This is a genomic window from Aminobacter sp. P4_D5 (assembly GCF_056401815.1).
The window spans coordinates 1-14,179 of record NZ_JBFUIP010000151.1 but is presented as its reverse complement, the minus strand read 5'-3'; the positions used below and the strand labels follow the sequence as shown (position 1 = coordinate 14,179).

Annotated in this window: 13 protein-coding genes and 2 pseudogenes; 7 read left to right on the top strand and 8 right to left on the bottom strand. The window is 60.4% G+C overall.

Translation table 11 applies throughout. From position 1 onward, the window contains the following. The first annotated feature begins 81 nt into the window (after positions 1-81). Positions 82-948 (top strand): hypothetical protein, encoded by an 867-nt coding sequence (locus AC1DWF_RS24515; RefSeq protein ID WP_476789275.1) that lies wholly within the window; start codon positions 82-84, stop codon positions 946-948. A 377-nt stretch (positions 949-1,325) separates the two neighbouring features. Here AC1DWF_RS24515 and AC1DWF_RS24510 read toward each other — a convergent pair whose 3' ends face one another. The 3 genes from AC1DWF_RS24510 to AC1DWF_RS24500 form a co-directional block, all read right to left on the bottom strand. Continuing rightward, positions 1,326-1,910 carry an invasion associated locus B family protein gene (locus tag AC1DWF_RS24510; protein ID WP_476789276.1) on the bottom strand — a complete coding sequence of 195 codons (585 nt, stop codon included), beginning with the start codon at positions 1,908-1,910 and terminating at the stop codon, positions 1,326-1,328. A 155-nt stretch (positions 1,911-2,065) separates the two neighbouring features. Next, on the bottom strand, positions 2,066-2,488 hold the full coding sequence (locus tag AC1DWF_RS24505; RefSeq protein WP_476783666.1) for a globin family protein: 423 nt from the start codon (positions 2,486-2,488) through the stop codon (positions 2,066-2,068). 7 nt (positions 2,489-2,495) lie between these two features. Then, positions 2,496-6,107 carry an autotransporter domain-containing protein gene (locus tag AC1DWF_RS24500; RefSeq protein ID WP_476789277.1) on the bottom strand — a complete coding sequence of 1,204 codons (3,612 nt, stop codon included), beginning with the start codon at positions 6,105-6,107 and terminating at the stop codon, positions 2,496-2,498. Positions 6,108-6,862: 755 nt separating this feature from the next. Between AC1DWF_RS24500 and AC1DWF_RS24495 the strand changes: the two genes are divergently transcribed. The 3 genes from AC1DWF_RS24495 (at position 6,863) to AC1DWF_RS24485 (ending at position 9,443) form a co-directional block, all read left to right on the top strand. Further along, entirely contained in the window at positions 6,863-7,333 is a 471-nt protein-coding gene (locus AC1DWF_RS24495) for a GNAT family N-acetyltransferase (RefSeq protein ID WP_476783668.1), read from the top strand. 945 nt (positions 7,334-8,278) lie between these two features. Further along, positions 8,279-9,241 (top strand): AraC family transcriptional regulator, encoded by a 963-nt coding sequence (locus AC1DWF_RS24490; protein ID WP_476789278.1) that lies wholly within the window; start codon positions 8,279-8,281, stop codon positions 9,239-9,241. Positions 9,242-9,272: 31 nt separating this feature from the next. Next, a complete protein-coding gene (locus AC1DWF_RS24485) occupies positions 9,273-9,443 on the top strand; it encodes a hypothetical protein (protein ID WP_476789279.1) in 171 nt (56 codons plus the stop codon). Positions 9,444-9,495: 52 nt separating this feature from the next. On the opposite strand, the gene AC1DWF_RS24480 is transcribed toward AC1DWF_RS24485, so the two are convergent. From AC1DWF_RS24480 to AC1DWF_RS24470, 3 genes and pseudogenes are all read right to left on the bottom strand, one after another. Further along, positions 9,496-9,762, bottom strand: coding sequence for a hypothetical protein (locus AC1DWF_RS24480; RefSeq protein WP_476785730.1), 267 nt, complete (start codon positions 9,760-9,762; stop codon positions 9,496-9,498). A gap of 128 nt (positions 9,763-9,890) precedes the next feature. Next, positions 9,891-10,088, bottom strand: a pseudogene (locus AC1DWF_RS24475) (IS5/IS1182 family transposase); the annotation flags it as partial. A 290-nt stretch (positions 10,089-10,378) separates the two neighbouring features. After that, positions 10,379-10,612: a hypothetical protein gene (locus AC1DWF_RS24470; protein WP_476785731.1), complete on the bottom strand. Its 234-nt coding sequence runs from the start codon at positions 10,610-10,612 to the stop codon at positions 10,379-10,381. A 250-nt stretch (positions 10,613-10,862) separates the two neighbouring features. Here AC1DWF_RS24470 and AC1DWF_RS24465 point away from each other — a divergent pair, with 250 nt between their 5' ends. The 3 genes and pseudogenes from AC1DWF_RS24465 (at position 10,863) to AC1DWF_RS24455 (ending at position 11,866) form a co-directional block, all read left to right on the top strand. Then, complete coding sequence (locus AC1DWF_RS24465; protein WP_476789660.1) at positions 10,863-11,192, top strand: AfsR/SARP family transcriptional regulator; 330 nt, start codon at positions 10,863-10,865, stop codon at positions 11,190-11,192. A gap of 15 nt (positions 11,193-11,207) precedes the next feature. Beyond that, positions 11,208-11,429, top strand: a pseudogene (locus AC1DWF_RS24460) (BTAD domain-containing putative transcriptional regulator); the annotation flags it as partial. A 203-nt stretch (positions 11,430-11,632) separates the two neighbouring features. Continuing rightward, positions 11,633-11,866, top strand: coding sequence for a hypothetical protein (locus AC1DWF_RS24455; RefSeq protein ID WP_476789663.1), 234 nt, complete (start codon positions 11,633-11,635; stop codon positions 11,864-11,866). 216 nt (positions 11,867-12,082) lie between these two features. Here the strand turns inward: AC1DWF_RS24455 and AC1DWF_RS24450 are convergent, their stop codons facing one another. Further along, complete coding sequence (locus AC1DWF_RS24450; protein WP_476785734.1) at positions 12,083-12,511, bottom strand: N-acetyltransferase family protein; 429 nt, start codon at positions 12,509-12,511, stop codon at positions 12,083-12,085. Positions 12,512-12,911: 400 nt separating this feature from the next. Beyond that, a complete protein-coding gene (locus AC1DWF_RS24445; protein ID WP_476789662.1) occupies positions 12,912-13,949 on the bottom strand; it encodes an IS110 family RNA-guided transposase in 1,038 nt (345 codons plus the stop codon). Positions 13,950-14,179 lie beyond the last annotated feature (230 nt).

The window sequence follows — 14,179 nt, the reverse complement described above, 5'->3', positions numbered from 1 at the left end:
ACCACGGCCAAGACGGGTTCGTAAGCATGGCTAAACTAGCGATTGCGGAAATACCTGCGCGCAAATGGGGGGACGCTATTGTTGAACGTGTCGAAGGTGCTGACATTGGCTTTGGTGCTGGGGATTTGCCCTGTTGTAGCCGTTTCGATGGAGCCCGCGGCGCCACCATTTGAAGTTTCCGATGTGAACACGGCTGTGCCCAACCAACCCGGCGTCACTTATTTCGATCTACTGGTGCAACTGGTGCCAGATCTGGTTGCCAATGAGACCCTAGTCAGCGGACAGGACATGGCGCCCCTCCGCCATATACGCGGCCCAGAATATAACTGGGACATGCCCGAGACGATCACGATCGACTTAATCCGGGCTCAACCCTATCAGGCTGAGGGCAAGCCGATCATTCTTTTGATGGCTGACATCGGCAGACCGGAGGACTTCGCAGAGGCGCCCGCTTTGCTGGCCGCCTTCAGAGATACCAATCCACCTGTGTTGCTCGACGCCGTCGATGTCGGAATGGGGCGCCTTACCGATTTCGATGTTTCCGCCGTGGTCAGCATCGGCAAGGGGAGCCAGGCAATGGTCACTTCCAGCCAGCATTTCAATTCCAACGAAAACCATACGATAGACGCATTGATATACATGCGTGGTGGCAAGTTCGAACTTATCGACACCTTCTTCCTCCACGGCGTAAGGGGGTGCGGGCTCGAGCAGTGGCAAGACCTGTCGGTCGAAGGCCAGCCAGCAACGCCCGGTTCCTACGGCGATATTAAGGTGACGGTCACTGATGCTCGGGAACTGGTCGACGATGCCTGCGACGAGGTGCAAACCGGTCCGACCTTTTCGCGCGCCGTCACCGTGATCTACAAATGGGATGCGGACAAAAAGGCTTTTGTTGCAGGTTCCGATGCGATCAAGCAGTTGGAAAAAGAGACCGCGGCGCGGCTTTAGAGGCGCGGCCATGCCGACTGCCTTGACCGAGCACCTGACTGCCCTGGAGGCACCGAAGGAACTCGCCTAACACAGACGCGCCCTTTCGGGACCTAACGATGGGCCGGACAACATACCAAGGAGACGATGTACGGGATGCCGACATTCGTGCGCCGTCTTGTGAGACACGCGTTTAATCCGGAGATCGAAACGTCCGCTTTCACCTCGAGTATCTTCTGTTCATCGTGCAGGCGGTAGCGCGGACTGTTGCGGCGTCGGCGATTGCCGAAGGAATAATGCACATCGATTGTTCGTGTGCCATCTCTGCAAGCGTGCCTTGGTGCGTAAAAATCGCGCCTGTCTGTCTTAACCCATGCTGCAGCGGCGCGCGTCCGGCCTTACTTGGCGAGTGCCGCAACCCTGTCGAGAGCCGCGTCAAAGCCCTGAAGCGAGATGGAAAACGGGGTCGCTTGGCCGCCATCGCTGATGGCTTTGACTTTGAGCGCAACGCCGGCCCGCAGGGTCGTGAGGGTCGGGGCATCGAAACTCAGGGGCACGACGCAGCCGGCCTGCAAACACGTCCGGAACTGGAGAGCCTGTCCGGCGGGCTGGTCGTCTATCTGCAGCGTGATGCCTTTGTCCAAGGCAAGGCCAAAGGGCAGGATGATTATGCCTGTCACAGTGTTTCCGGTCGGCGCACTGAGTTCGATCGCCAAAACCCGTTGGCCATTTTGCTGGGCTTGGCTCTGCGAGAACGCACAGCGCTTGGTTGTGGTCTGCTGCACGCAGGCGAGCTGCCAATCCCGATAGGTCTCGTTCAAGGAAGAGGCTCCGCCTGGAAGCGTCGAAGCGGGCAGCGTTGCTTGCGCCAGTTCTAGCGATCGCGGCCGGCGAGCCTCTTTCTGGATACCTTTGGCGAGCTGCGCGCCAACCGGCGCAGCCGCATCGCCAGGAACTGCGTAAAAGGCCAGGCCGACGCCCATGGTTGCTATCGCCAATGCAGCTCCTATGAAATTCGAATGTAGTCGCATTGTGCGGCCTTGTTGTTGCGCTGAGCATGGAGGTCCATGAAACCCCGCCAGTTTTGCCGCGCGGCCTGCGAGCCATCCCTTGCCGTGCCATACAGCGACCAAGGAGATTATCGCGCAGCGACAGGTTCTTTGGCGGCCGTGATCATCACGCTGGAGAGGGTATCGAAAGCCGTAGCCCACGCGCGCTTCACTTGTGGGGTGAAAGCGTCCCCTAATCCCTGTTCCAGCGTCCAGATCAAGGTGTCGCCCACGACGGGATAATGGGCATCGACCACTCCATAGCTCTTGTGACGGCGGGCGAGATCGTCGACCACCGGCAAGATCGTGTCGAGCTTGTGGAGGCTGTTGACGATCAAGGCCAGCATCTGCACGAGCTTTTTAGCCTGAGGTTGGATGTCCTCCGCGAACATGGGGCGCACCTCAGGATGCGTCTCGAAGAGCCGGGCGTAGAATATCCGCCCGACCTTGTCGGCGATCGGCACGACCTGTTTGAAACTCTGCTGCACTTGAATGATGACCTCTTGATCCATGACCGCCTCAGAACTTGACGTTGAAATTGCCGCGCACCATCTGGTCGGTGGCGCCGTTGCCGAACTGACCGCCATAGGCGAGACCGAGCGTGGCGTTGGGGGTGAGGTTGAGATCGAGACCCACATCGACCACGGCGGCGTCCCTGGCGATCGGCACGCCGCCGATGCTGAAGGGCGAGCCACCGGAGAAGGCCATGGTCGACACCGGGGTTGTGTCGCCGAAGGCGTGCTGCCAGCCGAGCATGCCGCGCGCCGTCATGTTCATGCCGTTGCCAACCGTGAAGCCCGTCGCGGCGCGCAGGCCCAGCGTGGTGAAGGTGACGCCGTCAGTACTGCTCCGGGTGGTCAGGGCCGCCGCGCCGCCCGTCTCTGTGAACCCGCGCGTCGCGAGGCTGGCATAAGCGAGATTGGCGAAGGGCTCGAACGAGGCCTGCCAGGCATTGATGCGATAGCCTAACTCGCCGAAGGCCTGCGTGGTGCCTGCGCGGTAGTCGCCTTTCAACAGGTCGTTAAAGCTGGAGAAAGCGACGGAGCGGCTCATGGCGATATCGTGCCATGAGTAAGCGAGGCCGGAGCGCAAGGCGAGATTGCCGAGCTGTGTGCCGCCATAGAGGCCGACATGATAGTTGTCGCTCGAGCCGGACGCGTCGCGCTCGTCCACATCGAAGGTCGAGCGGCTGTAGCCGCCGACCAGACCGACGCGCCAGGTCTCGGCAATGAGTGCGTCCCCGCCGGTGAAGAAGCCGCCGACCCCGCGCTTGATCGTGGCGGCATTGCCGTCACCGTCCATCGTTCCCCACGACCCAAAGGCCTGGCCCCACGCCGCGGGCGCGCCGGGGTCCGCCGCCAGTTCCGGCCCGTCCGGCCCGTAGGCAATTACTGGCATCGAAGGCGAGGCAACGCCCTCGAAGGCGGCGCGAAGGCGGTTGTTGACCGCGTCGCGCAGGAACCGGCTATCCTCGATCATCACGCCCTTGGCCGACGCATGCACCTCGCCGGAGAGCTGGTCGAAGGCCGCACGGGCCTGCGGGAGGTCGAGTTGCACGAGCACGTCGACCAACGGGCCGTCGATGCCGAGACTATCGACGCCGCCGCCCGTGGCGATCTGGTTCGGCGTCCCCCCCACTGACGCGAAGCTGACGTTGCTGCGGCTGACATCAAGATAGACGTTGCTGGGATCGTAGGTCAGCCCGAAGGACAGGAAGGGGGTCGCACTCGTTGCGCTGGCGCCGGCAAAGGCGCCGGTGACGCCGCCGGCCGCGGTCAGGATGGTGTAGTGGCTGCCCAGCACATGAGAACCGCTGGCGTTTTGCACAACAACCGCGCCGCCATTGAGCGTCGCCGTGCCGCTCGCGACGATCTTGTCCGATTGTCCAGCCGCGTTGACCTCGACCTGATAGGCCGAGCCCGCCGCGAAGGCGACATTGCCGGCGACATTCAAGGTGCCGATCGAGTTGCCCGGCGCGACGATGCCGCCAGCCTGAGCAAGAATGCCGCCGACGGTGCCGTTGCCGCCGAGCATGCCGCCGCCCGAGACCGTCGCCACCGAGTTGGCCAACGAGCCGTTCACCGCCAGCCGGCCGCCGCTGACATGGGTCGCGCCGATGAAGCCGCTGGAATCCGCCGTCAGGTTCGTGTTGCCCGCGATCTGGTTGATCGTGCCGAGCCCGTTGATGACCGGGGCGAAGACATAGTTCGTCGCTGTGTGGTTGAAGTTGATCGCGCCGGTGCCGCTGCCGAACTGGACCGAAGCCGCGTTCAGCGTGCCCGCGCCGGTGGCAGGAGAACCGGCCGCCGAGCCGATGTTGAGCGTGCCGATGGAGCCCGCATCGCCGGCCAGGACGAACGCTCCTCCCACCGAAACCACGCCGTCATTGGCGATCGTCAGCGTGCCGGGGCCGCCGCCGCCGACAGTGAGGTCACCGCTGTTCGTCCAGGTCGAGCCGGCGCCGTCGACGGTCGCCGTACCAATAGCGTCGTCGAACCGGCCCACCTGGCCAGAGGCGCTGGTCACCACGCCACCACTCGATATGACGAGCGTTCCAGTGGCGTGATGGCCGACGACGAGGTTCCCGGTATTGGTCCAGGTCGACCCCGCCCCGGCGACATGCGCCGTGCCGATCGAGCCGGGCTGGGAGCCCAGCGTGCCGTCCTGGTTGGCAACCTTGCCGCCATTCTGAATCGTCAGGACACCGGTGCCGCCACTGAAGCCAAGGACGAAGTCGTTGGCATAGGTGAGGGTCGATCCGGCGCCGTCGACAATCACCGTACCCGTGCCCCCGGCAAAGAGGCCAAGTTTGCCGGAATCCGCCGTGACCGTTCCACCCGCGGCAATCGTCAGCGCGCCGGTGCCGTCATAGCCGACATTGAGAGCCATGCCGCTTGTCCAGGTCGAGCCCACGCCAGTGACCGTCACCGAGCCGGTCGAGCCCGCATCGAGGCCGACATAACCGAAATTGCTGCTGACCACACCACCGTTTGAAATGGTCAACGCGCCGGTGCCTTCGCCACCCACTTGAAGCTCCAAGCTGTTGGTCCAGCTCGACCCTACGCCAGTGACCGTCACAGAGCCGGTCGAGCCCGAGGCGCGGCCGACAATTCCGTTGCTGTTGCTGACCACACCGCCGTTCGAAATGGCCAACGCGCCTGTGCCCCCAAGACCGACGGTGAGATCTGCGCTGTTGGTCCAGGTCGAGCCAACGCCGGTGACGGTTGCCGTGCCGGTGGAGCCCGCCTGCGCGCCTACATAGCCGTTGTTACTGCTGACGGCTCCGCCGTTCAGGATGTTCACCGTTCCAACACCAGCGTCGCCGACAGCGAGGCTTGTACTGTTGGTCCAGGTCGAACCCGCGCCGGTGACCGTCACCGTGCCCGTTCCGTCCGAGCTACCGCCTATGGTGCCATTGGTGCTGCTGACCGTGCCGCCGTTGGAAACTGTCAACGTACCAGCGCCGTTCAGGCCGACGACCAGGTCTTTGCTGCTGGTCCAGGTCGAAAAGGCGCCATCCACGGCAACCATGCCTTTGGAACCTGCCTCCTTGCCCACGTAGCCGCTGTCATTGCTGACCGCGCCGCCGTTCGCAATCAGCAATACCCCCTCGCCGTAGTTGCCGACATAGAAGTCGGAGCTGTTGTTCCAGGCCGAATTGAAGTTGATGACCGTGGCGGAACCGGTTGAGCCGATACCGTTCCCAAGGGTTCCGGTAGTGTTGGTGGCGACGCCACCATTGGAAATCATCAGCGTGCCGATGCCGGAACTGCCCACGGTCAGAGTTGTACTGTTGGTCCAGGCCGAGCCCGTCCCATCGATTGTTACCCCCGAGGCAAGCCCGTTTCCGACGATGGCGTTGGTGCTACTCAATGTGCCACCACCGGAGATCGCCAGCGCGCCGGGCGCGCCGACCGTCGTCCCGATATACACGCCAGCTGCTACCGCGTTGGCATTGATCGTTGCCGGATTGGGCGCCGTCGTATTGATGACGGCATCGACGGCCGCCGTAGGGGGGGCGCCGTTGTTCCAGTTGCTGCCGTCAAACCAGTCTTGCGACACGGCGCCCGACCATTCAGTTTCTGCCGCTGCCGCAGGTGCGACAACGCTGCCAATGGCGACAGAACCCATCGCCAGGGTCAGCGCGAGGGAACTGGAGGATATGTGGTAACGTCTAAATCGCTCGTGTTTCGATCGAGTATTTTCCAGAATTTTCGACGTCATTAATCCACCCAAGACAACAGATTTGCAGTTCATCTGCTAGGGTTGCATTCTTTGGCATGGGCGTCTTTCACTGGAGCGCACTGGAATTGTCCTGGAGGGCAGTCGCGCGCATTTATCTGCGCTGTGTCCTCTCCGCAACAATTCGGGATGCTTCAATAACACACCTGCTCACGCTGATTTGCGAATCGCCGGGAGGCCGAGAATTGACGTCGGGTCTTTTGAGGTGCGCACGCGGTGTTCAGAAGAACTTCAGGCGTCCGCAGCCCAGTCAGAAGGCCCAATGGTTATCGCGCGCGCTTTGGCGTGTTGCCGATTCGGCGGTGGCCGCAGTGGTTAGAATGCACCACGTCGTTGAAGCCGAATCTCAGGGCAATCTCGCTGATCCGCAGTTCGCCAAAATGCCGCTCCGACAGCATCTGGTTTGCTTCGTAAGGCGCAGCTTCTCCAACATGCGCTCGAAAGAACGTAGACCGCAGTCCCCTGCAGGAGATCGCGGCCAGCGTGCCGACAATCCGATTTCTTGGGCAACAACCACCTCGCGCCGAATCGAGCGCAAATACCGGCATCAAGGCCCAATTCTAAAGCCAAGAGGCCATGGGGGACTGGTGCGGATGGAGATCGGCCGATAGTCATCAATTTTTGAGCCAGACCGTGAGAGCGCAATGATAGCACTGAGATCGATGCGAACAGATGAGTTCTACGGCTATCTCAGCTACTTCATCCCTGACTATGCCGCGGAAATATCCAGCAATTATGGATTGTCTGACACTGACGCTCTTGCGCAGGCAAAGCGAGAAATTTCAGATGATCTACCTGATGGACCCGACACGGCAGGCCAGGTTTTGCTGACCATCACAGAGAGTGCACTGGGAAGCGACGTCGTCGTTGGATATTTCTGGTATCGCCCAGACGAGGCCGCGCGTTTTGTGTTCATCAACGACTTCCATATCCTGCCGGCGTATCAAGGCAAAGGTTACGGAGAGAGCGCTCTTGCCACTCTGGAAGTCGCGCTATCCGCGGCAGGCTTTGAGACAATCCGGCTGCGTGTCGCCGCTGACAATGCGGGAGCGCATCACCTCTATCAGCGGGGAGGCTTTCGCATCACTGGCATCAATATGAGCAAGAGGATCTGACAGGATCAACCGCACCTCCATGACCCCAAGAGGTTACTCGGGTAGTAATGCGGGTTCCGATGAAAACCGGAACTCGCGCCCTGACAACTGGTGCCAGCACATGGTGAAAGGCCGCATGCTTGTTTTGGCGGCGTTCAACACGAGAAATAGTTACCTCGCATTGTTGGCATACCTGGATTGCATTTCGTGACCGTGGCTTTTGCGTATTTTGTGCAATCGAGCAAGGCGCACGGCGTCGTTAAAGTGGCTGACCACCTCAATAGCGGGCTTAGAACTGCGCCGCCCCTCCCTTTCCGGCCGCTCGATCGCATCAGGATCAGCAACAAGCGTTTCTGCCCGCGTCCCATCAGTAGTGTGCCGTGACGACGTGCAAAAAGGCCCGATTGATATGCGGGGCTTCTCGGCGAACCCTCGGCTTGATAGGCCTGGTCCAGATCGATCGTATCTCGATGGTATCGGGCACTTCTGCAGAAAACTCCGGGCCGCGTATGTGGCGGACAGGCGCCATGTCATGCCTGCAGGCCCATGGTCGTTGGCCTGGGGAGCTGACGCCGGGGTGGCCGGCAACCGCAGCGTTCAGGTTGGAGATATCAAATGGCGGAGCCTCGGTATCGTCCGACGCAGCAACAGCTCCCGCCCATCTCAACCATAAGAGCTAACGCCAACGCCTTCGACAGGTCTAACACCAAAGCCCTCATTTGCGCGCAGTACTCGCTAACCTAGCCCCGGCTCGCCGGCCGTCGTGGTCGTCGGCGCACTAGAATTATCGCGTATCGCACGAATCGATTTTGAACAGTGTTGATCATCGTCCGAACGTAGATAGCGCTTGTCGTGGACAGCACTAATATTGTCGCCAACAGCACTCGACTGTAGTCCATGGAATAGTTGCGCAAAAAAGATGGATGCAATATTGTTTCCGTTGAATCTTGTCGGGATGGAGTGAAGATGTCGGAAAAGGCTACGTTTTCGTCCAACGACCTATCGCCCCACCTCAGCGAGAAGGCCAAGTTCAGCCTTTGGCAGGAAATCCACAACGATCAGATCTGGTCAGTCGACTATCGCGTCGCCGATGCCGCCCCCTTCCATGCGGAAATAGAGGCGGTGGCGGTCGGACAGCTCGTCATTGGCCAGATGGCGGGCACGATCAAGCACGCGAGCCGGCAGGCCAACAATGTCGCAAAGGATGGTCGTGATGGCTATCTGCTGCTGATCAACAAGACCCGATCGGAGCTGCGCGGCACCCAGGTCGGGCGGCAGTATGCCATCGGGCTAGGCGCGGCGGCCCTGGTGTCGGCATCGGAGCCGCTCACCATGTCCGGCGGTGACGCCAATGCATGGATGAACCTCGTCATTCCGCATCAGGCGCTGGCCACCCCGTTCAGGACCATTAACGACTTGCTGGCCAACCCGATTGCCGCTGGCAACGAGGCGCTGGGGCTTCTGGTTCGCTATTGCCGGTTTCTCGAAACTGGTCCAGCGCTGGTGTCGAACGACCTGATAGCCCATGCAGCAGAAACCATAATCGATCTCGTAGGCTTGTCGACAGGCGCAAAAGGGAATGCAGCAGAACTGGCGGGGCTGCGAGGGCTGCGAGCGGCACGCCTGGCGGCAATCTTGGGCAGGATAGAAGCCGATTTCACCAATCATCTGATTTCGGCCCAGGTCGTGGCGGGCACCCTTGGCGTTTCCGTGCGCTATGTTCATGATTTACTGATGGAAACGGGCATCAGCTTTACCGAGCGGGTGTTGGAGCTGCGACTCCAGCGAGCGCTGCAAATGCTATCCGATCGCAGTTGCGGTCGAATGCTTGTCAGCGAGATCGCCTTTGCTGTGGGCTTTAGCGACGTAGCCTATTTCAATCGTAGTTTTCGCCGCCGATTTGGCGCAACGCCGAGTTCCGTGCGCTAATGGTTGTCGACATGGCGTGAAAGGGAGCAGCATGAGCGGGAAGCCCGTGGATGCGATGCGGGCGGGAACGACCAGCGGTACGACGCAGGTGCTGCTCGGCCATCACCTCCGCGAATGCGCGCGCGACGGCGTCGAGCATCCTTGCTGGCTGCTTCGCCTGGTCGAACTGGAACTGATCCATTCCGGGCCCCATCTGTTTTGACGGGGCCAACGGCGGCAACGTCGTTGGCCGGTTCCGGTGCGACAGCCGCCGGCTAAGCAGTGGCTTCAGGCACGACTTCTTGAATACTCGGCAACTGGAAGCGCGACCAGTCCGCCATGAGGGCTAGAAGGACCGCGGTTAACGGAAGAAAAGCGTGGCAATGCTCAAGCGGAAAGATCGCGTAGAGCAGGGCAATCGTCAACAATGTTGGGAGTGTCTTGGCAAGGGGGGCCTTCGACCTGTGCTCGGCCCAACGGTCGAACACGGCATAAAGCGTCAAAATCCCATAGAGCGCGAGACAAATAAATGCCAACGCCACCCACGCTAGCATGTCCGTATCGCCGGCAGCCGTGAACCACGATTGACTTGCGTGTCCCAGGCCGTCTTCGCCGGAACGGCTATCGGGCGGCTGGATCCAATTGCAATACTAAGTATCCGTTTTGAAAATCACGGATGAGCGTATCGGCGGATGAGATTACCGCCCATTGCGACAAGGATCATGGCCTGCGAGACATCGATGCACTGCTCGTAGTCGTGCACGAGGCGGCGCAATCGGGTCATCGAGCCGAAGGTCCACTCATCGACCCAGCGGCGGGGCGGGATCTGGAAGCCCTTCTGGTCGTCGGATCGACGGATGCTCTCGACGGGCTGTTGCTGTGCTGGCGCGAGCCGGGGCATTCGCAACCATAATGCCTACTCTGGGCCGGTTGCCGAATGTCCGCTTCAGCCAAGTGTGCTTCAAAAGCGGACCGGCAGATTTCGACCCCTTTCCCGACATTACTCCACTCCGCGTTCGCTCCCACGTTGCCTGGCGCTAAGCGGGCGATCTGGGTCCGACCCACTACCCAACCAAACGCTCATCGCTTTTGCTGGACCGTGGCATTTATGTGAAAGTTTCTCAGCGATGCGAACCCGTGCTTATGCGCTGTTGGGCTTCACGTTCCGAATTGCTCGAGGTTCCGGCTACGTGCCGCTACATCCGCAGGAGCCTCATCTACCGGATAGCCAAAATCCTTAAGCTCCAGCATCGACAGCCCGGCAAGTCCCCGCCGTTGCCTAAAAGCCTGATGCCGGAACCGAATCCCTGCAAAGGCAAGCACGGTATGCCGGGCGAGCGAACCGGTGAAGCGCAACGTCGGCTGGAAAGTCCTGAGGCTGATGTATGCCATTTTCTTTCTCCCTCGTTCAAACTTACGAGGGCAATTTCCTACCGGTGCGCTTTGCTGGTGTTCACCCATCCGTGAAACCGCAGGAAACACGTCTGGCCGAAGCGCTAATTCGTCGTTAAATCGGACGCTGGAAGTGATATTCTAGCCGAGGTTGTTTCACGGGGGCGCGAGTGCGTATCCGATTGCTTGGTGGCATCGGGTTGCTTTTTCAGGCGGACAATTCCTGCACTTCGCGACGCGCAAGACGTCATTGCTCTTCGCTGCTCTGGTTCTGGCTGGCCTCAAGGGCGTACGCCGAGAGAAGATGGCCGCGATGCTCTGGGCTGACAGCGGCGCGCAGCAGGCGCAAAACAGCCTGCGCCAAGCGCTGGTCGACCTCAGGCGATTGTTTCCGGCCTCGGCCGACGAGGCTGTCAGCATAGAAGGCAATGCCGACACCATTTGGCTGACTGCGAATGCCGATGAAGCTGATATCTGGATTTTCGACCGGAAGATCCAGGGCAATGACGCCGCCAACCTTGCGGCAGCGGCGGACCTCTACCGCGGCGAGCTACTGGACGGCCCTTTGTACCCTGGCTAGATCGAGCACTGGCTCGTGCCGCTTCGTGCGAACTACGCTCGTCGGGCGCTGGATCTGGTTGAGCGGCTGAGCCAGTTGCCGGTACTAAGTGAACACGAGGAACGGGCCTGCGGAAGCCTGGCCGAACGCCTCGTGGGGCTCGACCCATGCGCCGAACAGGCCCACCGGGCACTGATCCGTATCTTTCACAATCGGTACAAGACCAATGAAGCCTTCCGCCAGTTTCTGACCTGCAAGGAAGCATTGAAGCGTGAGTTGGGCGTCGAGCCCGAAGAGGCGACCCGGGCACTGATAGAGCACTTCGAAGTGCGGGAGCACAGAAATGCGCTGGCGTCGTCCGGGTTGGTCGAGGTGCCGCGGCAAAAAATGCCGGCGGACCTGGCCCATCCTGCTGTTTCCATACCGGAAAAGCCGTCAATAGCGGTGACGCTGCCTGGCCAATGGCAGAGGCTGCGTCCCGCGCGCAGCCCTATTATCTCACCGGTCTTCGTGTGGCAGCCGCCAGCAACGCCATGGCTGGGCGGTCGGATGCCGCGAGTAAGCACATCGCGCTGTCGTTGCAACTCGATCCCGAACTGACCCTCACCAACCTTAGACACCGGGTGGGGCAGATCAGGCCGGATTATTTCGCCAGGTATGTTGAGGCGCTGCGGCTGGCCGGCCTTCCTGAATGAGCCGGGCGGCGAGAAGCTACCTGCGCCGGGGCCTGTGCAAGTACCGCACTTTTTGCGACACATTTGACCAGGTCTTCGAGAGCCGGGCGAAACGTCAATTCGGGTTTGTGAAAGCAACGGCCGCTTATCGAGGGTATCATCCCGAAAGCCGCCTGTCAGCTTTCGGACCCGAAACGGAATGTCCTCAAAGGGGGGGGTAGAAAACGGAAGTCCGTGCTACTCCCCCCTAGCGGCGGCGTGGTAGAAAATGATCTCCGGATCACCTTCATCAAGGTTGTCGACGTATCCACTCGGCCTGAAGCCCAACTTAGCAAACAGCATCTGCATTGGTCTGTTGGACATGTTGGTGGAGCTGAATATTTTCCGGTCAGGGATAATCGATTGGAAATGCTTAACGATCGACGCGCCCAATCCCTGACGACGGAATTCTCGGCCCACCATCACCATCTCGACAAAAGGCTGGCCAAAGAAGTGCTTTGTCAGCACGCCGTAAGCGGCTACCCGGCCATTTGTCTCAGCAACATGACAGCATGCCGATCCGAGCCAGCTGCGAATTTGACCACGGCGCTCCAGGCTCGTCTCAGCAACGGAATCGATGGCGCAAAGCGCCTCGTAGTCATCGATAATCGTCGACCGAATGTGCATAATCTTTCCTACCACAACTACTAATGCCAACGGCGCCTCATACGAGCCGCAAACTGTAAGTCCACTGGGGCCAGATGACAACATTTCTGAAGTCTATCCGAATGTCTTCTGTGGATGGCCCCCGCATTGCAAGAGGTATTTCGGTGTTCTGGCGCGTTGGTCGGGTGCAGTCTTCTGTCCGGCCTGTTGATGCAGCCATTGGAGACTGCTGGCCCTGATGGGGTCGGCGAACAAGGTCCCAATCTGCTTTGCAGGCTATGAAGCCTCCGACATTCGACGGGTTGTCCCTGTTTCCGGCCTGACCGGTTTCGCCATCACATCGCTTCGCTCTTACAACTTCATGGAGCCGATCGACCGGCTCGAACTGTTTTTTGCGTCAAGGTCTCATCATCTTGGCAATTTACGCTGCAAGGATCGGGGCATGGCGAGCTTGATAGGTCTCCCCGCGGGCCATGACCGCCCAGACGACGCGGGCCATTTTGTTGGCCATGGCTACGCTCGCCACGCGGGCTGGCTTCCGGGCAAGCAACGCGAGAAGGCGCGGATCCGCCACCTCGGGCTTATGCCTGGCTCGGCGGATCAGAGAGGTCGCGCCAATCACCAAGAGCTTTCTCAGATACCGGTCACCCATCTTGGTGATGCGGCCGAGCCGGTCCTTACCACCGCTAGAGTTTTGCGAGGGTGTGTGCCCTAGCCAGGCAGCAAACTCTCGACCCGAGCGGAACTGTCCCGGATTGGTGACCGATGCCGCCAGTGCTGTTGCACCGACCGGGCCGATACCGGGAATGGTCGATAGACGCCGTGCAATCTCGTCAGTTCTTTGCAGGGCAAGGATCGAACGGTCGATCGCCTGCAAACGGACGTGGGTGTCGAGGACCTGCCCGCATAGGAGGCCGAGAATCTGCATTGCCATTGGCGGAACGTCTGGTGTCGCTTCCTTCGCGGCGATCTGGCGCGCCAGCCCAAGCGCACGCTCCAAACCTTCGGGTATATCGATGCCAAACTCAGCCAAGAGACCACGGATCATGTTCACCTGTTGCGTGCGCTGCTTGACCAGGAGGTCGCGTGTGCGGTGAAGCGACAGCGCCGCCTGCTGCTCGGCTGACTTCATGGCCACGAAACGCATGGTCGGGCGTGTCACGGCTTCGCAAATCGCTTCAGCGTCCACCGCATCGTTCTTGCCGCGCTTCACATAGGGCTTCACGTATGCCGGCGGCATCATGCGAACCTCATGGCCGAGCTTCGTCAGCTCTCGAGCCCAATGATGCGATGTCCCGCACGCCTCCATGCCGATCAGACAGGACGGCAACTTGGCGAAAAACGGCAGAATTTGCGATCGCCGCAGTGCCTTGCGCACAACAACGACTCCAGACGCGTCAACGGCATGAACTTGAAAAACACGCTTGGCCAGATCAAGGCCCACGGTGGTAATCTGCATGACGGATGGCTCCTTTGCTCGGGTTGCCTGACAGCAAACCCATTCTGGCACCCAGATGCCGGGAGCGGGAGCCATCCACATGGGGTAATCGCGGGAGCACCGCCGCTCTGGATTCGATCATGTTCTTGGACGGTGGCTGTTCCCCGATAAGATGAGGTACGGGCTCTCGACTGGACGCCGGGCCCAGCATCAACGGAGAACAGCCATGGAAGAATATATCGGCCTCGACG